The sequence below is a fragment of the Methylobacterium sp. D48H genome (assembly GCF_053345715.1).
The window spans coordinates 15,052-35,978 of record NZ_JBKFAP010000010.1 but is presented as its reverse complement, the minus strand read 5'-3'; the positions used below and the strand labels follow the sequence as shown (position 1 = coordinate 35,978).

The 20,927-nt window shown below is 73.3% G+C and carries 19 protein-coding genes; 4 read left to right on the top strand and 15 right to left on the bottom strand.

What is annotated here, in order from left to right:
- Positions 1-3: 3 nt before the first annotated feature.
- From ACLBX8_RS17605 to ACLBX8_RS17555, 11 genes are all read right to left on the bottom strand, one after another.
- The gene (locus ACLBX8_RS17605) at positions 4-558 is read right to left on the bottom strand and encodes an SRPBCC family protein (RefSeq protein WP_447683697.1); all 555 of its coding nucleotides are present in this window, start codon (positions 556-558) and stop codon (positions 4-6) included.
- A gap of 2 nt (positions 559-560) precedes the next feature.
- Positions 561-1,640, bottom strand: a complete 1,080-nt coding sequence (locus ACLBX8_RS17600) for a vWA domain-containing protein (RefSeq protein WP_447700956.1) — start codon at positions 1,638-1,640, stop codon at positions 561-563.
- Positions 1,637-2,266, bottom strand: a complete 630-nt coding sequence (locus ACLBX8_RS17595) for a hypothetical protein (protein ID WP_056529792.1) — start codon at positions 2,264-2,266, stop codon at positions 1,637-1,639. Before ACLBX8_RS17595 ends, ACLBX8_RS17600 begins: the two co-directional genes overlap by 4 nt.
- Positions 2,263-3,327: a vWA domain-containing protein gene (locus ACLBX8_RS17590; protein ID WP_447700955.1), complete on the bottom strand. Its 1,065-nt coding sequence runs from the start codon at positions 3,325-3,327 to the stop codon at positions 2,263-2,265. Before ACLBX8_RS17590 ends, ACLBX8_RS17595 begins: the two co-directional genes overlap by 4 nt.
- Before the next feature lie 4 nt (positions 3,328-3,331).
- Positions 3,332-4,336, bottom strand: a complete 1,005-nt coding sequence (locus tag ACLBX8_RS17585; protein WP_447700954.1) for a nonribosomal peptide synthetase MxaA — start codon at positions 4,334-4,336, stop codon at positions 3,332-3,334.
- Positions 4,337-4,338: 2 nt separating this feature from the next.
- Entirely contained in the window at positions 4,339-5,193 is an 855-nt protein-coding gene (locus ACLBX8_RS17580; RefSeq protein ID WP_447700953.1) for a DUF58 domain-containing protein, read from the bottom strand.
- Entirely contained in the window at positions 5,190-6,221 is a 1,032-nt protein-coding gene (locus tag ACLBX8_RS17575; protein ID WP_026605375.1) for an AAA family ATPase, read from the bottom strand. Before ACLBX8_RS17575 ends, ACLBX8_RS17580 begins: the two co-directional genes overlap by 4 nt.
- A gap of 102 nt (positions 6,222-6,323) precedes the next feature.
- The gene (locus ACLBX8_RS17570) at positions 6,324-6,614 is read right to left on the bottom strand and encodes a methanol dehydrogenase [cytochrome c] subunit (protein WP_012321128.1); all 291 of its coding nucleotides are present in this window, start codon (positions 6,612-6,614) and stop codon (positions 6,324-6,326) included.
- 87 nt (positions 6,615-6,701) lie between these two features.
- Positions 6,702-7,289 carry a cytochrome c(L), periplasmic gene (moxG, locus tag ACLBX8_RS17565; RefSeq protein ID WP_091981677.1) on the bottom strand — a complete coding sequence of 196 codons (588 nt, stop codon included), beginning with the start codon at positions 7,287-7,289 and terminating at the stop codon, positions 6,702-6,704.
- Positions 7,290-7,358: 69 nt separating this feature from the next.
- Complete coding sequence (gene moxJ / locus ACLBX8_RS17560) at positions 7,359-8,267, bottom strand: methanol oxidation system protein MoxJ (protein ID WP_447700952.1); 909 nt, start codon at positions 8,265-8,267, stop codon at positions 7,359-7,361.
- Positions 8,268-8,416: 149 nt separating this feature from the next.
- Positions 8,417-10,300 (bottom strand): methanol/ethanol family PQQ-dependent dehydrogenase, encoded by a 1,884-nt coding sequence (locus tag ACLBX8_RS17555; protein WP_026605374.1) that lies wholly within the window; start codon positions 10,298-10,300, stop codon positions 8,417-8,419.
- A 381-nt stretch (positions 10,301-10,681) separates the two neighbouring features.
- Here ACLBX8_RS17555 and ACLBX8_RS17550 point away from each other — a divergent pair, with 381 nt between their 5' ends.
- From ACLBX8_RS17550 to ACLBX8_RS17535, 4 genes are all read left to right on the top strand, one after another.
- Positions 10,682-11,545, top strand: a complete 864-nt coding sequence (locus ACLBX8_RS17550; protein WP_447700951.1) for a S1 family peptidase — start codon at positions 10,682-10,684, stop codon at positions 11,543-11,545.
- A 168-nt stretch (positions 11,546-11,713) separates the two neighbouring features.
- A complete protein-coding gene (locus ACLBX8_RS17545; RefSeq protein WP_447700950.1) occupies positions 11,714-13,183 on the top strand; it encodes a cytochrome P450 in 1,470 nt (489 codons plus the stop codon).
- 13 nt (positions 13,184-13,196) lie between these two features.
- Positions 13,197-15,668: a putative bifunctional diguanylate cyclase/phosphodiesterase gene (locus ACLBX8_RS17540; RefSeq protein ID WP_447700949.1), complete on the top strand. Its 2,472-nt coding sequence runs from the start codon at positions 13,197-13,199 to the stop codon at positions 15,666-15,668.
- Between the two features lie 88 nt (positions 15,669-15,756).
- Positions 15,757-16,698 (top strand): hydroxyacid dehydrogenase, encoded by a 942-nt coding sequence (locus tag ACLBX8_RS17535; protein ID WP_447700948.1) that lies wholly within the window; start codon positions 15,757-15,759, stop codon positions 16,696-16,698.
- Positions 16,699-16,781: 83 nt separating this feature from the next.
- Here ACLBX8_RS17535 and ACLBX8_RS17530 read toward each other — a convergent pair whose 3' ends face one another.
- From ACLBX8_RS17530 to ACLBX8_RS17515, 4 genes are all read right to left on the bottom strand, one after another.
- Positions 16,782-17,021, bottom strand: coding sequence for a hypothetical protein (locus ACLBX8_RS17530; protein WP_020096021.1), 240 nt, complete (start codon positions 17,019-17,021; stop codon positions 16,782-16,784).
- A 112-nt stretch (positions 17,022-17,133) separates the two neighbouring features.
- Positions 17,134-18,579, bottom strand: a complete 1,446-nt coding sequence (locus ACLBX8_RS17525; RefSeq protein WP_026605372.1) for an adenylate/guanylate cyclase domain-containing protein — start codon at positions 18,577-18,579, stop codon at positions 17,134-17,136.
- Position 18,580: 1 nt separating this feature from the next.
- Positions 18,581-19,978, bottom strand: a complete 1,398-nt coding sequence (locus ACLBX8_RS17520; protein WP_091683322.1) for a TAXI family TRAP transporter solute-binding subunit — start codon at positions 19,976-19,978, stop codon at positions 18,581-18,583.
- A gap of 12 nt (positions 19,979-19,990) precedes the next feature.
- Entirely contained in the window at positions 19,991-20,911 is a 921-nt protein-coding gene (locus ACLBX8_RS17515; protein WP_020096018.1) for a DMT family transporter, read from the bottom strand.
- Positions 20,912-20,927: the final 16 nt, after the last annotated feature.

The following is a 20,927-nucleotide window of genomic DNA, read 5'->3' as shown; positions in this document are numbered from 1 at the left end:
GCCTCAATGGGTCGTCCGGCCCTCGACGGCCGCCTTCAGGCCCTTGAGCCCGTCCGCGAAGTAGCGGTTCATCGCCGCGCGCCCGGCCTCGTCGCTGAGAGTCTCCGGCGGCTCGTTGCCGGTGTCGCCCCGGTAGAAGCGGCCGATCCACGACACCTTGGAGCCGGTCCCGTCCGGGGTCACGGTGAGCGTCGCCGAGTAGGAGGAGACGGGGAGCGCCTTCAGGTCCGGGTCGGACATCCGGTACGAGTAGGTCCGGCCGTCGGCCAGCCACTCGTCCAGCCCCTCGACCAGGGTGCCGCCGGCCTTGAGGGTCACCCGGCGGGTCGTGCCCTCGACGTTGCCGCCACTGGCCTCGGCCTTGGCCACGTCCGGGTGCCAGCGCCCGATGCCGCCGAAATCGCCCACCACCTTCCAGACCGCCTCCGGGGGCGCCTGGATGGTGATCGACTGGTCGATCTTCTGCGGCGTCGGCCCGTGGGCCAGCGCCGCGCCGGCGAGGCCGACGACGGCGAGGGCCGGGGCGAGGGCCGGAAAGAGGGCGAGGGGCATCCGCATGGTCAGGTCCTGATCGCTCCGGTTGGAGCAGGGGTTGGAGCAGGGATTGGAGCAGAGTGGCCCGCGCGCCCGCGGAGCGCGCGAAGGGCGCGGGCGAGGGGTCCCGCCAGGAGGGCCAGGAGCGTCAGAGCCAGGGCCGCAGCCAGGAGGGCGGGCCGCGGGTCGAGGCGACCGGGCAGCGGGCGCGGCGTCGCCGCGGCGCGCAGAGGGGCGGCGAGACCGCCCGGGCCGTCGAGATGGACGTAGCCGAGGCCGGTCTCGGCGGCGAGGCGCTTCAGGTACGGCTCGCGGACCGACGAGAGGTGCTCGGTGCCGTGGGCGGCCTGGGCCCCGAAGGGGGCGTTGCGCGGGTTGTAGCCCTCGCGGGATTCCGCGTCGGCCGGGGGCGGCCCGGAGCGGTTCTCCTGCTGGACGTCGCTCTCGCCGAGGAAGCCAGTCTCGCGCCCGCGATCGTCGAAGCGCGGGATCGGCGACAGGCCGTAGCCGCCCGCGCCGACGATCAGCCCGCGCACCGCGCCGGGCCTGCCGTCGAAGGTCGGGCCGCCGGAGGCGGGCAGCGGCGGCGTCTCCTGGCCGTCGGTGAGGAACAGGAGGTCGGCGTCGATCTCCCCCGCCATGGCGATCGACCGGAACAGGCCGGCCGCGATGCGGCTGTCCCCCTCCCAGGCCATGCGCGGGTCGAGGGCCGCGATGGCGCCGTCCAGCGGCGCGAAGTCGGCGCAGACCTCGACCGGCGTGAACAGCAGGAACGGCCGCCGGTCGGTGAACAGGCCGACCGCCACCCGCGAGCCGCAGGGGAGGTCGGGCAGCGTCGCCCGCAGCGCCGCCTTGACGGTCTCGAGCCGGCTCACCGACCCGCCGGCGGCGGGATAGTCGCGCACCGCCATGCTGCCGGTGATGTCGACCACCGCCAGCACCGACACGCCGGTGCGGGTGACCGGGATCGGCGGCGCGACCAGGGCCGCCAGCGCCAGCGCGAGGGCGGCCGCCAGGGCGCGGAACCGCCCGTCGCGCAGGTTGCGGGCGACGAGGGTGGGCAGGACCGAGGGCAGGACGGGGGGAAGGACGCGCCGCGGGCTCACGGGCCGCCCCGCGGCTGGCCGGGGATGTCGGTCCAGATCTTCTTCGGCTCGGCGCGGAGCTCGTCCCCGGTCTTGCGGTCGAATTCCGGGTAGTCGCGCACGAGGCGCGAGGCGACGTCGAGGTTGTACTTGGCGTCCCAGAACTCGGGCCGGGCCTGGAGGGCGCGGCGGTAATCCTGCCGCGCCAGCGTCACCTGGGGCGCGGCCTTGTCGAGGTCGCCCCGGCCGATCAGCGCGAAGGCCTGCCGCATCCGCGCGTTGCCGATGACGTACCGCGCCCGGGCCGCCTCCCGCACCGCGCCGGCGCGGTCGAGGGCGTCGAGGAGGGGCTCGGTCTCGCCGAGACGGTCCCGGGCGGCGAGGAAGCCGATCCGCGCCGCCAGGAGGGCCGGCCGCGCATCCGGCTCGACCGGCCGGTCGCGGCCCGCCTCCAGGGCGGCGATCCGGTCGTCGTCGCGCGCGGCGCTCCAGCCCGAGACGGCGAACCACAGGGCGGCGGCCGCGAGGACCAGCGGCAGCGCGACCAGCAGGGCCGGCCGGACCCGGCGCCACGCCGCCGCCAAGCCGAGGCGGGGGCGGGCGGTGCGGCGCGGGGCCGGGCCGTCGAGGAGGGCGCCGGCGCTCATGCCGCCCTCCGCGCCGCCGCGCCCGCGGTCTCGGTCTCGGCCTCCGTCGCAGTCTCCGCATCCGCCGGTGCCGCCGCGAGGTCCACCTCCGCGAGCTTGGCCAGGACCAGCAGCGCGAGGCCCAGGGCGGCGAGCGCGGCGGCGAGCCCGGTCAGGTCCCGGCGCGGGCGCTCCTCGACGTAGGGGATCGGGTCCCGCTCCAGGGCCTCGATCTGCCGGATGGCGGCGGCCACCGCCTCGGCGCCCTCGGCCTCGAAGGCGCGGTAGGGCACGCCGAGGCTCTTGAAGAACAGGTCGAGATGGCGCTCCGGCGCGGCCTGGGGCGTGTCCTCGCCGGCCGGCCGGTCGGCGATGCCGGGCGATCCCTGGGTGCGCAGGAACAGCCAGTACAGGTTCGGCCGGATCCGCGCGACCGCGGCGCGCAGCTGGTCCTGGATGCGCGGGTCGATCACCGCCGCGCCGTCGGAGACCAGGAGGAGGACCCGCGAGGCGCCGACATCGATTCCGAACTGCGACAGGGCCATGCCGAGGCCCCGGCCGATATTGGTGTAGTCGAGGCCGGGCCGGTCGATGGCGGCGATCGCCGCCCGCACGGCGTCGTGGCGGTCGGTCATCGGCATGACCAGCATCGGCGCGGTGGAGAAGGCCGTCACGGCGAACAGGTCGTGCGCCCGGGCGCCGACGAAATCGGCCAGCAGGCGCCGGGAGGCCGCGGCCTTCGATTCCTCGGCGCCGGAGGGCTGCCGGCCCGCGAAGGTCTCGTTCATGCTGCCCGAGCGGTCGATCAGCAGCGAGACCTGCGCGCCGATGCCGAGGCGCTCGATCCGCGCGCCCGTCCGGTAGGGGCCCGCCAGGGCCACGATCAGGCCGGCGACGGCCAGGACGCCGGCGAGCGTCAGCGCCCGGCCGAGCCAGGCCGAGAGGGGGTCGGCCGGGGCGGCGGCGACCGCCGGCACGGAGGTCCGGCGCAGGGCCGAGCGGGCCAGCGGCAGCAGCGCCAGCGGCAGCAGCCACAGGACCCAGGGATCGGTCGCGCCGAGGCGGGCGAGGAGATCGGTCACGGCCTCACGCGCTCCGCTCCGCCGCCGCGAGCCGCGCCAGGAGCGCCTCGGCCTCGGCGCGGGGCCAGGCCGCGCGCGCGGCCGGCAGCCGGCCGCCGAAGAAGGCGAGGCGCGAGGCCTCGAAGAAGCGCGCGAGCCCCGCCGCCTGGCCCCGGAAGGCCCCGTGCCGGGCGAGGAAGGCGCCGAGATCGTCGGCCAGCACCCGCCTCCCGTCGGTCAGGTCGAGGCCCCGGTGCAGGGCCAGCAGCGCCGCCCGGTAGGCCTGATCGGGCCCGGCCCCCGCTCGCTGCCGCCGGAGCGCGCGCAGAGCCGCCGCGAAGGGCCGGCCCCGCCGCTGCCGGAACGGTCCCCAGGCCCGATCGTGCGCCAGCGCCAGCGCGGCGAGGCCCGCGAGGGCGCCGAGACCCGCCGCCGCCGCGACGTCCGGCCCGGGATCGATCCGCCCGCTCCAGCCGTCCGGGCGCAGGTACTCGGCCGGATCCTCGCGCCGCTGCGGCTGCACCTCGCGCAGGGGCGAGACGCCGAGGCTCCAGCCCGGCACCTGGACGGCCGCGGTGGTGAGCCCGGTCGCCGCCTCGCTCGCCAGCGTCAGGGGGAAGCCCGGCACCTCCAGGGTGCGGGCGTCGAGGGCGGCGTAGAAGCTCTGGTAGGTGAGGCGCAGGCGCACCCGCCGGCCGCCGGCCGCCGGGGCCTCGTCGACCGTGACGGCGCGCAGGTCGAGCCAGTAGGTCACCGGACCGGGCCGGGGCAGGGTCGCGCGCTGCAGCCGGAAGTCGGGATCGGCCAGGATCTCCACCTGCGCCTCGACCAGGTCGCCCAGGAAGATCCCGAAGGGCCGGGGGCTGCGCACCTCGACGGAGCGCACCTGCGCGGCGGCCGGGCCGGCCGTCAGGGCGAGCGGCGCGGCCAGGATGCCGGCCAGGACACCGGCGAGGACGCCGGCGCGGAGGCTGGCGAAGAGGCTGGCGGAGAGGCCGGCCGGCAGGAGGGCGGGACCGCGCGCGCCCATGCTCAGGTCGTCATCAGGTGGCGGGTGAGCGCCTGGGCGTCGAAGCGCCCGGTGAGCTGGAAGACGCGGCGGGCGAAGGGCGCGGCGGCGCGCTCCAGGGCGGCGATCCGGTCCCGCTCCCGGGCGATCCAGGCCCGGCGCAGGCTCGGGCGCAGCAGGACCACGCGGCGGCCGCCGCCCTCGAGGTCATCGAGCTCGACGAGGCCGAAGGCCGGCAGCGCCTCCGCCTCGGCGGGGTCGGCGAGCAGGATCGGCACCGTGTCGTGCGGCGCCAGGGCGGCGAAGACCCGGGCGATCAGGGCCTCCGGCCAGCGGAAGTCGGAGGCGAGGAAGACGAGCTTCGGCCGCCCGGCGAGCCGCCGCGCGGCCTCGAGCATGCCGGCGCAGCCGCGTCCCGCGCGCGGCGCGCCCGCGACCCGCTCGGCCGCGGCGACGGCCGCGCCCCGGTGGCGGGTGGCGGGGAGGGTGAGGTCGTCGCGCAGGGTCTCGTCGCAGCCGATCAGGCCGAACCCGTCGCTGATCCGGGTCGCCGAAACGGCCAGGGCCCGGCAGAGATCGCCCGTGAGCCGCGCCCGGTCGGCCGTGCCGGAAAAGCCCATCGAGGCCGAGAGATCGACCAGGACCCAGGTCTCGACCGCGGTCCGCGCCTCGAAGCGGCGGACATGCACGCCCTCGAACGGGTCGCGCAGCGTCGCGCGCAGGTCGATGCGGCGGGCATCCGGCAGCTGCAGGAACGGCACCTGATCGCGGAACGGGCCGGCGCCGCCCGCGTCGCGCCCCCGGTGAAGGCCGGCCCGGCTGCCGCGCGGCCGCCAGCGCGGCAGGTAGACGATATCGGCCGTGCGCGGGTCGCTCACGGCGCCGGCACCGTCTCGAACGCGGCCCGGCACAGGGCGGGCACGATCGCGCCGCGCTGCAGCTCGTGGACGGGCTCGAGGAAGACGCGGTGGGCCATCACCTCGGTGAAGACCGCCCGCACGTCCTCCGGCACCAGCCACTCGCGGCCCTCCAGCCACGCCCGCACCCGGGCGGCGCGCACCAGGAAGGCGACGCCGCGCGGGGAGGCGCCCCCCTGCACCAGGGTGGCGGTGTCGAGGCCCGGGAGCCGGATCCCGGCCTCCGCGGGGCGGACCAGCGCGTCCCAGAGGGCCACCACGTAGGCCTCGATCGACGGCTCCGCGCGGACGGCGTGCTGGATCGCGGCCGCGATGCCGCCGATCCGGGCGTGGTCGAGCACGCCCTCGGCGACCGCGCCGACGAGGGCGTCGGTGTCGTGGAAGCGCGGGTCGAAGACCAGGCTCCGGCGCACCGCCGCGTCCCGGGGCGCCTCCAGCCCGATCTCCATCAGGAAGCGGTCGCGGGCCGCGGCCGGCAGCTCGAAGGTCTCCTCGCGCTCGACGCGGTTGCGGTCGGCGAAGACCTGCAGGTTCGGGAACGTGTAGGTGCGGCCGAAGGCCTGGACGCTGCGCTCGGCCATCAGCCGGAGCAGCAGGGCGTGGACCTGCGGCCGCGCCCGGTTGATCTCGTTGAAGAAGAACACCGAGAGATCCTCGGCCCGGGCCAGGACCGGGCCGGGATCGACCCGCGGCCGGCCGTCGGGGCCGAGGTAGGTGTGGTAGATCAGGTCGGTCGGCATCATGTCGACCGTGCCCTCGACGCGCTCGTAGGCCCCGCCCAGCGCCCGGGCCACCGCCCGCAGCAGGGTGGTCTTGCCGACGCCGACATCGCCCTCGAGCATCACGTGGCCGCGGGCGAAGATCGCGATCGTCACGAGGCGGATCGCCCGCTCCTGGCCGACCACCGCCTTGGCGACCTCCGCCTCGAAGCGGGCCGCCGCCGCCCGCCAGTCGGTGAGCATCGTGTCTCCGGAACGGAGGGTGTTCATGAGGCGGTGCCTGCGCGTGTCGATGCGGCGTGCGCTGCCGAGCGTCGCTGTGGGCCGGCGCCGCGGCGCGGGCCGGCCCCAGGACGGTCGGATCGGTCGCGATCAGTTCGAAGAGATCTTGGCGACGTCGTACTCGAACTTGCCGGTCTTCTTGGCGTTCTCGATCCGCTTCCTGTTGCGCTCCTCCATCTGCTTGATGGATTCGGCCTGCTTGCTGACCTCCTTCGGGTCGTGCTTGGGATCGTACTTGGTCCCGGCGACCTTCTCGGGGAAGCCGGGCTTCGGCTGCCAGCAATTGCCCGGCGCCTTGCAGGTCTGACCGTCGTAGGCCAGCGCCGGCACCGCGAAGGCCGCCCCCGCGATCAGCATCGCCGCCGTGATCACTGTGCGCATCGTAGATTCCTCCGTCTCTTCCTTCGGGCGGCCGGTCGGGCCGCCGGTTCGCCCCGTCTCCCGCGGGGCGCGACTTGCCGAGAACGTCTAGTCCAGCGGCTTGCACTGGCCGGGCACGTCCTTGGCAAAGGTCTCGCCCTCCTTGAAGGGCTTGTAAGTCTTCTTCTGCTCGTCGGTGAGCCACTCGGCATCTTTCACCGGCCCCGTGTAGAGATGCCGGATCCAGGCGATGACCTGCAGCATCTCGTCGGGATTGAGATCCTCGTTGTGCGGGCCCATCATGCCGTTGGCGCCGCCCCAGAGGGTCGCGAACAGGCCGACATCGGTCGTGTTCGCCGGGTAGGTCCAGTAATCGTCGTTGAGGCCGGGCCCGACCTTGCCCTCGCCGAGATGGCCGTGGCAGCCGGAGCACGAGGTCAGGAACAGGCTCTCGCCGTTCCGCAGGCAGGACTTGTCGTCGATGTAGAGATTCTTGCCGGTCTGGAAGAAGGTCTTGACCGCTTGCGTGTCCCGCCCGCCCGGCTTGCCCTCGGCCGTGTCCATCGCCTCGCCGGTGATGGTGTTGCGGAAGACGATGCCGGTCTGCGGGCCGGACTGGGGCTGGGCGCGGGCCGCGACGGGCATCGCCACGGCGAGGGTGAGAAGGGCGACGCGGGCCGAACGTACGATGAGCATCTGTTGAGCGGGTCCTGATGTCCTGATCGATGGCCCGGGCGCGCCGGGCCGGTCTCGGGTGGGGCGGCCTCAGTTGGAGGCGACGACCGGCACCCCGTCCTGCTTGAGGATCGCCGCGATGGCGGGCCGGGCCTTCTCGATCCCGGCGTCGAGGGCCTTGCGCAGGGCCTCGTCGTCCTTGCGCACGCCCATCGACTGGTCGAAAACCTGCGGGACCTTGCGGCCGTCGCTGCCGACCGTGTCGGCCGGGACCAGCGTCATGCGCAGCGGCGTCGGGGAATCCTTGACGTAGCGGGCCACGTCCGGGCCGAAGGCGACGCCGACATCGGCCTTGTCGTTGGCGACCTCGCTGACGATGCGGGCCGGGTCGATCTGGGTGTACTGGTTGCGCGGCGAGCGGAAGTTCACCAGCGAGTAGAGGTAGGCCATGTCCTCCTCGTAGCGGCCGATATCCTTGAGCATCGCCTCGCCGGGGGAGCCGAACGGCACCACCATGTGGTCGAGGGTCTTGAGCCGCGGGTCGGACCAGGACTTCACGTCGAGATCCTTGTCGGCGCGGGTGATGAAGACGTAGCCGCTCCGGTAGTACGGCTTGGTGGTCAGCACCCGCGGGTCGTCGCTGTCGAGGCCGACGACCACGTCGCAGGTCCGCTTCTCCAGAGCGTCGCGGACGAGGTAGATCGCGGGCTTCGGGAGCCAGACGAAGACGGGCTTCTTCCCCATCGCCTCGGCGACGGCGACCGCGACGCGGTTCTCGAGCCCGGAGCCGTCCTTCATCGAGAGGGGCGGCTGCTTCTCGGAGGCGCAGATCCGCAGGGTCGCGGGGTCGGCCGGCGGGGCGGCCGGGGCCTTGCCGGGATCCGACTGGATGGCCTGGGCCTCGGATTCCTGGGCCGCCACCGGCCCGGCGGCCAGGGTGGCGAGCGTCAGGACGGCGGCGAAGCGGGCCGCCAGGATGCGTGCGCGCGGGCGCGGCATGGACGTTGATCCCTGTTGTCGAAGCGTTTCTTGATGGCGTGTCCGGAGGGACAGGCGGGGCGCCAGAGGGCCCCGCCTGTCGGGATCTGATCCCAGAACCCCGCCGGCCGAGGGGCCGACGGGATGCAGGCGGCGGTTACCGGGGGCCCTTACTTGGCGGCGTGCTGCGCGTACTCGCCGACGTTCGGGTCGTCGTACGGGCCCTTGCCGTCCAGCGAGAACACCATCACGCCGCCGCCCATCTGGGTGTAGTTGGCGAGCTTCTTGAAGGCGCCGACCGCGCCGAGACCGGCGGTCGGGTCGGCGAGGTCGAACACCAGGCCCACGCCCGGCCAGCCGCCGACGCCGTAGTAGATGGCGACGTACTGCGTGCCCTTGTGGGTGTAGGTGATCGGGTAGCCGATGGCGCCCGACGGCAGCTTGAACTTCCAGAGGAGGTCGCCGTTGTCGGAGTCGCGCGCCTTGATGAAGCCGTCCAGCGTCCCGTAGAGGACGAGGTCGCCGGCGGTGGCGGTGGTGCCACCCCAGACCGCGAAGCGCTCCATCTTCTCCCAGTTGAACTTGCCGGTGATGGCGTTGTAGCTCTTGATCTGGCCGAGGCCCTCGTAGTTCTGCCGGTCACCCTTCGGGCCCGGATACATGTTCAGCGTCGCACCGACGAAGAACTGACCCGCCCGGTAGGGCAGCATGAAGGGCTCCCAATCCATGCAGATGTGGTTGATGCCCATGTAGAAGGCTTGCCGCTTCGGGTCGTAGGAATCGTGACCCTGGTTGTGGTAGCCCATCGCCGAGGGGCAGATGTCCTTGGCGAGATGGTCCATCCGGGTGCCGTATTCCGGATCGCGCACCGGCGTGCCGGTCTTCAGGTCCACCGACTTGAACACGTTGACGGTGTCGTCGATCTTGTTGGCCGAGACCAGCGTGCCGTCCGTCCGGTCGAGGGTGTAGACGATGCCGTTGCGGTCCGGGTGGGTGAGGAGCTTCCTCATCTTCCCGTCCTTGTCCTTCTGGTCGGACAGCATCATCACGTTGACGCCGGCATAGTCCCACTCGTCGTGGGGCGTCTTCTGGTAGCCGAACTTCGCCTCGCCGGTGTCGGCGTCGCGGCCGAAGATCGTCATCGTCCACTTGTTGTCGCCGGGACGCATGGTCTCGTTCCACGGCGCCGGGTTGCCGGTGCCGAAATAGATCAGGTTGGTGCCCGGATCGTAGGCGTACCAGCCCCAGTTGGTGCCGCCGCCGATCTTCCAGGCGTCGCCCTCCCAGGTCGAGGTGCCGAGGCCCTTCTGGCCGTAATGGGCGTTGTGGATGTTGAAGTCCTTGGCGAGCAGCAGGTCCTCGTCCGGGCCGGTGGCGTAGGCGCGCCAGACCTGCGCGCCGGTCTTGACGTCGTAGGCGGTGAGGTAGCCGCGCACGCCGAGCTCGGCGCCCGAGGAGCCGATGATCACCTTGTCCTTCACCACGTAGGGGGCGATCGTGAGGGTCGAGCCGACCTTGATGTCGGAGTTCTCGACCTTCCACACCGTCTCGCCGGTCTGGGCGTTGAGGGCGGCGACGTTGCCGTCGAGCTGGGTCTTGAGGATCAGCGCCGGGGTCTTGCCGTCGCCGGGCCAGTAGGCGAGGCCGCGGTTCACGAGATCGCAGCAGGCCACCGAGCGCGCGGCCGGGTTCTGCTTGGGCTTGTCCTGCCAGAGGATCTTGCCCGGATCGTCGAGGCCGAGGGCGAAGGTGTTGTTGGGGAACGAGGTGTGGATGTACATGACGCCGTCGACGACGAGCGGCGCGCCCTCGTGGCCGTTGAGCAGGCCGGTGGAGAACGTCCAGGACGGCTTGAGCTGCTTGACGTTGCTCTTGTTGATCTGCGTCAGGTCGCTGTAATTGTTCGAGTCGTAGTTCTTACCGGGCATCACCCAGTTCTCGTCGCTCTTCGATTTCTCGACGAGCTTGTCGTTGGCCTGCGCCACGCCCGCCATGGCGACCGGCGCGAGCGCCATGATCGCCAATGCCGAGACGGAATTCCGGAGCCTGATCATCCTGCGTCTCCTCGCCGGACTGCCACGCCGTTTGGCCTCGCAGTCATCGTGGTGTTGATTCGATGGCGACACGACTTTCACCGACAAATCCGCCTCCAGCGTCGCGATAACCGGGCTATTTCCAGTATTCGCTGAGCTTATGAAAGACTTATTATCGTTGTGCGCCACTTGATTATTCGCACGGCTTGTAATGCGTGTCTTTGCAAAACGAAACATTTCTTTTCGGGATGATTTGGCAACAGAACACCGGAGATCTGGTAAGATCACGGAGACCTTGACCGAGAGCCGGCCGCCATCCCAGACATGTGGGCCAGACAGGTGGGAACGATACGTGGGCGTGCGGGCCCGGAGCCGTCCGCCGACCCGTCCCGGGAGGACGCCATGGGTCATGTCACGGGCTGCACGGCCCGCTCTCCGGCGCTGGCCGCCTGCTGGGCGGCTCTCGCCCTGGCGCCTGCGGCTCTGGCACCCGCGACCTTGGCGCCTGCGGCCCTGGCGGCCGGGACCGGCGGGGAACGCCGTCTCGCGGCGCTCTACCAGCAGGACGGGCGGCGCGAGCTGACGGGGGCCGACCTGGAGCGCTTTCCCGGCGCGGGCGTCCTGTGGTGCCGGCGCCCGGACGGGATTCCCCAGAAGGCCGCCGCCGCGTGGCTGATCGGGAGCCGGTCCCTCGTGCTGATGAACGCGCACAATTTCCGCAATCGACAACTGGAGGTTACTCGAAACGTCGCCGACTGCTACTTTCAGATAGCAGGTCGGAACTACGCCTTCGTGCCCGAGATCCTGGAACTCGGCGTCGAGCCCGAGGCGCGGCGCCTGCACATCACCGACGACTGGGCGCTGCTGCGCCTCGCCGAGCCGGCCGAGGCGCGGCCGCAGCCGATCCCGGACCCGCCCACCCTTCCGACCGGCGACCTGACGCTCCCGGTGACGATGGTCTCACCGGCCGGGCACGAGAACTACCGGGGGCAGAGCAGCCGGGAATCCTGCGCCGTCCGGCGGATCGATCCGCCGAGCGAGGGCGCGATCCGCCGCGCCCGCCACGATTGCAACGACGGCTACGGCGGATCGGGCTCGGGCCTGTTCGACGCGGAGGGCCATCTCATCGCGATGCAGAGCGCGTCGCTCTCGATGAACCAGCGCCACGCCTTCGACATCGAGTTCCACTACGGCTCGGCCCTGCTGATCGAGGGCCGGCTCCACGAGGCCCTCGAAGCTCAGGCCCGCGCGACCCGGGACCGCTAGGGCGGGCCGCCCCCGGGTGTCCGCGGCGCCTCCCCGGGAATCCGGTAAGCTCCCGGTAAGCAAGGCGGCGGTTTCCGTCCCGGCCCCGGGGGAAGCGCTCGACGGCGCCGCGGCGGCGAGCCAAAACTTAACGTTGAACCTCGAATCTGGTCCCGCGAGGGAGCCGGTATGCCCGCTGTCGGAACGTTCAGGGTCTGCGCGCCGGGACGGCCGCCGTTCGCGGCGGCCGTGGCAGAGGGCGTGGCCGAGGCGGTCGCGCTGCCATCCGTGCTCGTCACGATGCTGGGCAGCCTGATCGAGGCCTGGCCCCGGCAGATCTACACACAACCCCTGGTGACCACCCGCTTCCTCGGCCAGCGGACCACCTACGTCTGCGATCCCGGCCACATCCGCGGCCTGATGGTCGACCAGGCCGAGGCGCTGGAGCGGGAGCCGTTCATGCTCCGGGCGCTGGCCCCGGCCCTCGGCGCGGGGGTCCTCACCGCGGACGGGGACCACTGGTGGCGTCAGCGCAGGACCGCGACCCCGATGTTCCGCCCGGACCGGGTCCGGAGCTTCGTGCCGGCCATGGCCCGGGCCGCCGCGGCGACGCGGGCGCGCTGGCGCGACGCCGATCCCGCCGGGAGCGAGCGGGACATCCTGCGCGAGATGATGCGCACGACGTTCGACGTCATCGTCGCCACGATGGTGTCGGGCGATCCCCACCTGGAGGTCGGGCCCTTCGGGGCCGCGATGGACGCCTATCTCGGCCAGACCAGCTGGAAGATCGCCCTGGAGATGCTGCGGGCGCCGGCCTGGGTCCCGCATCCGGGGTCCCGGGCCGGGGCGGAGGCGGTGCGCTACCTGCGCGGCGAGGTCGCCCGCACGATCGCGCGCCGCCGGTCCCGCGGCGAGCCCGGCTCCGACCTCCTCGGCCTCCTGCTGCAGGCGCGGGACCCGGAGACCGGCGCGCCGCTCACCGAGGCGAGCCTCGTCGACAACCTGCTGACCTTCGTGTCCGCCGGCCACGAGACCACCGCCCTGGCGCTGGCCTGGACCTTCCGGGTCCTGGCCGAGCACCCGGAGGTGGAGGAGCGCGTCGTCGCCGAGATGGCGCGCCTCGGCGCCGATCCCGAGTCCGATCCCGGTTCCGTGGACCGGCTCCCCTACACGCGTCAGGTGCTCCTCGAGGTGATGCGCCTCTATCCGGCGGCCCCGCTGATCGTGCGGCGGACGCGGGCCCCGGTCCGGCTCGGGGACACGGTCGTGCCGGCCGGGCAGTCGGTCCACGTGCCGGTCTACGCCCTGCACCGGCACGCGCTGCTCTGGGACAGGCCGGAGGCGTTCGACCCGGGCCGCTTCGCGCCGGAGCGGGCCGCCGCGCGCGACCGCTACGCCTACCTGCCGTTCGGCGCCGGCCCGCGGGTCTGCATCGGCATGGGCCTCGCCCTGACCGAGTGCCTCGTCGTCCTGGCGACGCTGCTGCCCGCCTTCCGCCTCCGGCCGGTGACGGCCGAGATGCCGGCGGCGCAGTTCCGCGTGACCCTGCGGCCCAGGGGCGGCCTGACCATGAGGGTCGCGCCCCGCCACGGGGCCGGGGAAGGGGCCGGGCAGGGGGCCGGGCACGGGGCCGAGCAGGGGGCGGCCCATGCCGCCTGAGATGCCGCCTGAGGTGTCACCCGAGGTGTCGCCCGAGATCTCCGCGGGCGCGACCGGGCCGGGCGCGCGGCGGGGGACCTGGCCGGACCGCCGGCCGGAATCGCTGCTCGACCGCCTCTTCGGTCCCGACGCCGACGATGCACTGCCGAGCCGCTACCGCCTGCAGGTGCGCGCGGGGCTCCTCGACGAGACGCTGAAGCTCGCCACCTACTCGGCGGTGACGCACCTGATCATCGCGCTGGCCGTCGCGTACTTCTTCTGGGGTTCGGCCTCGCACACCTACCTCCTCGGCCTGCTCGCCGTGGTCGCGGTGCTGATCACGGCGGCGACCTACGCGACCTGGCTCTACTGGCGCACCCACGGCGACACCGCCTCGGCGCACACCGTCCGGTGGGGCTGCCGGATCTCCGCCGGCCTCGCCTTCGCCCTGGGCCTCGCCTGGGCGACCCTGCCGGTCGTGCTGTTCGCCCCCTCCGGCGGCGACGCGCGGCTGCTCGTCGTCGCCATCGTGGCCGGCCTGATCTCGGACGCCTACGTGGTCGGCCCGCTCCTGTCGGTCTCGTACCTGTTCGCGGTCCCGGTCATCGCCGGCAGCTTCGTCGGGCTGGCCCGGTCCGGGGAGCCGGTCGCGCTCAGCATCGGCTTCCTGCTCGCCGTCTACGCGATCTTCGTGGTGACGAGCGTGAGCCGCATGAGCCGCCTGTCGCGCCAGCGCATCCTCGACCGCGTGCGGGTCGAGGACCAGAGCGAGACGATCGGGCTGCTGCTCAACGCCTTCGAGGCGAATGCCAGCGACTGGCTGTGGGAGACGGACGGGACCGGACGGTTCCAGCACGTCTCCACCCGGATGGCGGACGTGCTGGCCTGCCCGGTGCAGAGGCTCCAGCACGCCTCGTTCCCGGCGCTGCTCGCCGGCCGGGCGGAGGCGCCCCCCGAGGCCGACCAGAGCGCCGACCTCGTGGACCGTCTCCGGCGGGGCGTCGCCTTCCACCAGCACCTGATCGCCGTCGACACGCCGGCCGGCCGGCGCTGGCTCCGGCTGAGCGGCAAGCCGTTCCTCGACCAGAAGGGGCGCTTCGCGGGGTTCCGGGGCGTCGGCTCCGACGTGACCGAGGCCCGCCGGGCGGAGGCGCACATCGCCTATCTGGCCACCCGGGACCCGATGACCGGCCTGTCGAACCGGGTCATGTTCCACGACGTCGCGTCCGAGGCCTGCGCGGCCGCCGCGCAGAACGCGCCGCAGAACGCGCAACCGGCCCCGGACGCGACGGTCAGCCTGCTCTACCTCGACCTCGACGGCTTCAAGACCGTCAACGACAGCATCGGCCACGCCGCGGGCGACGCCCTGCTGGGGCAGGTCGCCGATCGCCTGCGTGCCCTGCTCCCGGCCGACGCGCAGGCGTTCCGTCTCGGGGGCGACGAGTTCGCGATCCTGCAGCGCGGCCGGGACGGTACGGCCGCGCAGACCCTGGCCGAGGCCACGATCGCGACTCTGCGCGAGCCCTACCTCATCGACGGCGTCCGGGCGGAGATCGGCGTCAGCGTCGGGATCGCCTGCGCCCCCGCGGACGCGACCGAGCCCGAGGACCTGCTCCGGAAGGCGGATCTCGCGCTCTACAGCGCCAAGCAGGGCGGCAAGGGGCGCTGGCGGGGCTTCGACCGCGACCTGGACGTGCGCGTCCAGCGCCGGCACGAACTCGACGAGGCGATGCGCCAGGCCCTCGCCGACGGCGAGATGGCGCTGCACTACCAGCCTTTGGTCAGCCTGCAGGACGGCCAAGTGGTCGGCTGCGAGGCGCTGCTCCGCTGGACCCGGCCCGGTCTCGGCCCCGTCTCGCCCGCCGAGCTGATCCCGATCGCCGAGGGAACCGGCTTCATCCTCGCGCTCGGGCGCTGGGCGCTGCGGCGGGCCTGCGCGGAGGCGCTGACCTGGCCGGCGCGCCTGCGCGTCGCCGTCAACATCTCGTCGGTCCATTTCCGCCGGCCCGACTTCTTCGCCGACGTCGCGGCGGTGCTGGGCGAGACCGGCCTCGCGGCGGACCGCCTGGAGATCGAGATCACCGAGTCGATCTTCCTCGCCAACACGCCGCACGTGCTGGACAATCTCCGCTCCCTGCGGGCGCTCGGCGTGCGGATCGCCCTCGACGATTTCGGGACGGGCTACTCCTCGCTGAGCTACCTGACGCAGTTCCCGGTCGACAAGATCAAGATCGACCGCGCCTTCGTGCGCGACCTGAGCAGCCGCCCCGAATGCCTGACGGTGATCGAGGCGATCATGGTCATCGCCCGCGACCTGCGCATCGACGTCACCGTGGAGGGCGTCGAGACCGAGCAGCAGGCCGAGCTGCTCCGGCTGCGGCGCTGCAACAGCGCGCAGGGCTTCCTGTACAGCCCGGCCCGGCCGCCCGAGGAGATCCCCGGCCTGATCGAGAGCCTGCCCCGGCGGGCGCTCCCGACGGAGCGGGCGGTCCGCGCGGTCGCCTGAGGGCGGACGAGCCCGGATCCGGGTTGCCACGCGGGCCGGAACGGCTCTAGCGGGAGACGACCACGCGGAACCGGGACACAGGCGCGCCATGCCCAAGGTCGTCATCAGCGAGTTCATGGACGAGGCCGCGATCGCGGCCGAGCTCGCCGGCCTCGACGTGCAGTACGATCCCGGCCTCGTCGACCGGCCCGGAGACCTCGCCGCCGCCGTGGCCCAAGCCGACGCCCTGATCGTGCGCAACCGGACGCAGGTGCGCGGCGCGCTGCTCGAGGCCGCCCGCGACCTCAAGGTCGTCGGACGCCTCGGCGTCGGCCTCGACAACATCGACATCCCGGCCTGCCGGGCGCGCGGCATCGCCGTCTACCCGGCCACCGGCGCCAACGACGGCGCGGTCGCCGAGTACGTGGTCGCCACCGCGCTGCTGCTCCTGCGCGGCGCCTACGGGGCCACGGCCCGCGTGGCGGCCGGCACGTGGCCGCGCAACGCCCTGATGGGCCGCGAGATCGCCGGCAAGCGCCTCGGCCTCGTCGGCTTCGGGTCGATCGCCCGCGAGACTGCCCGGAGGGCGGCGGCCCTCGGCATGACGGTCGCCGCCCACGACCCCTTCGTGGCCGCGGGCGACCCGGCCTGGAACCCGGCCTACGGCCCCGTGCAGAGCCAAGCGCTCGACGCGCTGATCGCGCAGAGCGACGTGCTCTCGCTGCACGTGCCGCTCACCGATCAGACCAGCGGGTTGATCGACGCGGCGGCGCTGGCCCGGATGCCCAGGGGCGCGATCCTGATCAACGCGGCAAGGGGCGGGGTGGTGGACGAGGCGGCCGTGGCGCAAGCCCTGCGCTCCGGCCATCTCGGCGGCGCGGCGCTGGACGTGTTCGACCGCGAGCCCCTCGACGCCGCGGCGGGCGCCGTCTTCGCGGACCTGCCGAACCTGATCCTCACGCCGCACATCGCCGGGGTGACGCAGGAATCGAACGTGCGCGTCTCTGCCGTCACGGCCCAGGCCGTGCGCCACCACCTCACGGGGAGCTGAATCGGGAGGGCCCGCGCGCGGCTGCACATCGACGGCAACCTGCGCGCCGCGCGGGTCGTCTTCGACGGGCTCGACCAGGAGGCTCAGCGCAGGGCGAGCACCTGGGCAGCGTGCGAGGCGACGGCCTGCACGGCCGGGAGATCGTAGGCGTAGACGCGGCCGGCCAGGATCGCGAGCGCCAGCGTCCAGAACACCGCACCGCCGACGCGCCGCGCCGTGCGGTCGCCGGTCGAGGTGGCCGGGCAGGCGCCGGCGACGCCGTCGGCGACGGGCTCGCCGAACGGATCGAAGGCCGGCGACTGGTTTTCAGAAGCGCTGCGCATGGTGCCGAATGTCGCGCTCGGCAGGTCCGTTCGCAATGGACACGTCTTTCGAATTTCGCTGCGCACGGAGATGCTTGTTCTCCATTCGATCCCCACGACAGGCAGGTTCTTCTCAGAGGGCCGGTTCGACCGCCGGGAACGCGATATCTTCTTCCCGGCGGGGGCCGGGACCGCCCGCTCCCGGGGCGGCGGGCGTGTGGTAGGCCATGCGCTCGCGGCGCCCCCGCAGGGGCTCGCGGCTGACTTCGCGCCACGCCTCGGCCGGCGCCCCCGCGGCCCGCCGCGCGGCCTCCGAGACCAGGATCGGGACGCCGTGGAGCTTGGTCGCCTGCTCGAGGCGGGCGGCGACGTTGACGGCGTCGCCCAGCACGGTGAACTCGTAGCGCGCCTCCTCGCCGATGATCCCGCAGAACACCTCGCCGTAATGGACGCCGACACCGATGCGCACGGCCTGCGCGGGTGCGGCCCTGTCGGTCCAGCGGGCGATCACCGCGACGAGGTCCTGCGCGAAGGCGAGGGCGCGGGCCGCGTCGTCGGGCCGGGGCTCGGGCAGGCCGAACACCACCAGGGCGCCGTCGCCGATGAACTTGTCGACCACGCCGCCCCGCAGGCGGGCGAGGCGCGTCACCCGCCGCCGGAAGGCGGACAGGAACTCGGAGAGCCGGTGCGGATCCAGGCTCTCGGCCAGGGTGGTCGAGCCGCGCATGTCGACGAACACGATGGCGGCCTGCTGGCGGCGGCCGGCCTTCAGGCTCCCGTCGCCGTCGGCGAGCCGCAGGACCAGCTCCTGCGGCAGGAACCGCGACAGCCGGTTGCGCCGGGTCGCCTCCCGCAGTGCCGACACGGCGAACAGCACGAACAGCACCGCCAGGGCCCCGACCATGACCCAGATGGCCAGGGCGATCCGCGACACCGTCGCCTGCCGCCGCTCCATCCGCCGCGCCTCGTGCGCCTCCATGCGGCGCACCCGGTCGCGGATCGCGTCCATCACCTGCTTGCCGCGCCCGTCCGCCACGGAGGCGCGGGCCGCCGCGCCGTCGCCGGCGCGCATGAGGGCGACGCTGGCGCCGAGCTCGTCGAGCTTCCGGCGGATCAGCCCGGCCAGGGTGTCGAGGTCGCCCCGCTGGTCGGGATCGTCCTGGACGAGGTCGCGCAGGAGATCGAGCTGCTGGTCGACGTTCAGCCGCCCCTCTGTGAAGGGCAGCAGGAAGGCCTCGTCGCCGGTGAGCAGGTAGCCGCGCTGGCCGGTCTCGGCGTCCTGCACCGCCGACAGGACCCGGGCGAGGCGCCCGTCCACCGCCACGGTGTGGCGCACGGCGTCGACGCCGCGCTGCTGGTACACGAAGGCGCCGAGCGCGATGGCGGTCATCACCAGGATCGTGGCGAACCCCACCGTCATCCAGGTCACGGTGCGCGAGCGCAGGGATCGCTGCACCCGCGCGCCCACGCGCGCGCCGACACGCGCCCTGACCGAGGCGGCGTCCGGCGCGGCGTCGCTCCGGTCCGATTCTGTTGCGGTGGCGGGCACGGTGGCGGGCGCGGGCGCTGGAACGGACATGTCAGGCCCCGCCCGCGCCGTGCAGCCGGACGGGCCGCCCGGTCCGCCCCCCGTCCTCGGCCGCCCGCGCCCGGCAATCCGCGATGGTCGCCCGCGCCGTGTCGATCGCGACGGACGCCGCCGACATGGTGCGGGTGTCCGGCTCCCGCTCGCGTGCGTAGCGGACGACGTCCATGGCCAGCGCGTCGACCTCGACGGTGAGCGCCTCGATCGCCGCCGGGTCGCGCAGCGCCCGGGCCTGCCCGGCGATCTCCAGGAGCCGGTCCAGGAGCTCGTCGATGCGCTCGCGGCGCAGGCTGGCGAGGCGCTGCCGGATCCAGGCCAGCACCGAGACGAGGCCGCCCACCAGCGCGCCGAGGAGGTAGAGCGTGTCGCCGTAGCGCTCGATGAAGCCGTGCTGGTCGCGCTCGTAATAGTCGATCGCCCCCGGATGGATCGGGATGCGGGCGCTGGTGGCCGCCACGGTCGTGTCGTAGGCCGGGGCCTGGACGTACTCGGCGGCGTCCGTCGCCAGGGCGGCGGCGCCGCGCTTCTCGAAGAGCTGCTGGGTCACGTCGGCCGCCACGACGCGGCTCAGGGAGGCCCGGGCCATCAGCCGGTACGAAGCGCCCACCGTCTTCACGTCGTCGGCCGGCAGCTTCGGGCGGCCGCCGAACAGGCCGCCCGGGACGGTGACCGCCTGGAGCCGCGGGAAGCGCTCGATCACCGCGCCGTCATCCTCCACGGCGACGAACGCCACCTTGCCGCCGCGGGCGACGCCCTGCACGGCCGAGACCAGGGCCAGCGCCTTCGGCGCCGAGGGCGCGATGATGCTGACGAAGGCGTCGATCCGCTTCTCGCGGAAGGCGCCGGCCACCGCCTCCTGGTCAACCGGGACCAGCAGGACCGTCGAGTCCCGGGCCGGGCCGGCGGCCTCCTCCAGGGTGAGCCCGTAATAGCCGAGGAGGTTCCGGAGCAGCCAGAGATCGGCGTCCCGGTGCGCCGCGATGCCGAGCCGCTTGCCGGCGAGCTTCGGGAAGCTGGTGATCCCGGCCTGCTCGGGCGAGGCGATGACCATCGCTTGGTCGCGCAGGATCGCCAGGGTCAGGCCGTTCGTCGGCAGCAGCACGTCGGGGCGGACCACCGCGAGGTCGGCGCGCCCGTCCTGCAGGGCGGCGGCGCTCTCGCGCACGTCGTCGAAGGACAGGATCTTCAGCCGGACATTCTCGTGCGCGGCCTCGAGCGCGTCCGCGTAGGCCTTGATCAGGCCGGGCTCGGTCCCGTCCCGGGGGGCGACCGCGATGGTGAGCACCGTCGCCTGGAGCAGGTACCACGCCGCGACCCCGCCCGCGCCCAGGAGGGCGGCCCCGGCCAGGAGCAGGGTCTCCCGGCGCAGGATCCAGGCGGGGAGGGTCCACATCGCCCCGGCCACTCAGAACAGCGAGATCAGCACGATGCCGCCGACCATCAGGGCGGCGCCGATCAGGCGCGGCGGGCCGGCCTTGACCCGCTTCATGCCGAACCAGCCGAAATGATCGAGCGCCACCGAGGTCAGGAGGTTGGCGGTGATGAGCAGGCCGTTGAAGGCGCCGGCCCCGACCTTGTCGACGAAGAGCAGCCCGGCGAAGACCGCGACCGCCCCGGTGAGGCCGGCGAGGGGCATCCACCAGCGGACGCCCGCGACGTCGTCGCGGGTCGGCAGCGGCGACGGCCGCAGCAGGAACATCAGCGCGAACACGAACACGACCGGCACGAACGAGACCGTCGCGGCGAGCCAGGGATTCTCCAGGGCCCCGCGGAGCTGCGCGTTCCAGACCACGCCGATCGCCATCAGGGCGCCGGCCACGAGGATGAACGGGTAGAGCAGCTTGCCGCCGACCCCCGAGCCGCCGCCGTCGCTCTTGCCGCCCGAGCGCGCGATGAAGGTGACGCCCACCGCCATCAGCAGGCCGCCGAGCCAGGGCATCGGCTTGAAGCCCGCCGCCTGCAGGCCGAACAGGCCGAGCGCGTCCATCGCCAGGGAGGTGAGGATGTTGGCGGTGAGCGTCAGGCCGTTGAACGGCCCGGCGCCGACCTTGTCGATGAAGGCGAGGCCGCCGAACACCGCGACCGCGCCGGCCAGGCCGCCGAGGGGCGCGTACCAGGGCATCTTGCCCAAGCTGTCGAGGCTCGGCAGCGGCGTCGGCATGGTGAGGAACAGGGTCGTGAACACGAAGACGATCGGCAGGAACGACACCGTCGCGGCGAGCCACGGATTGACCATGCGGCCGCGCAGCTGCGCGTTCATGGCGTTGCCGATCGCCTGCAGCGCGCCCGCCACCAGGATGAAGGGATAGAGGAGGGCAGCCGTCACGCGCGCGGACCTTCGG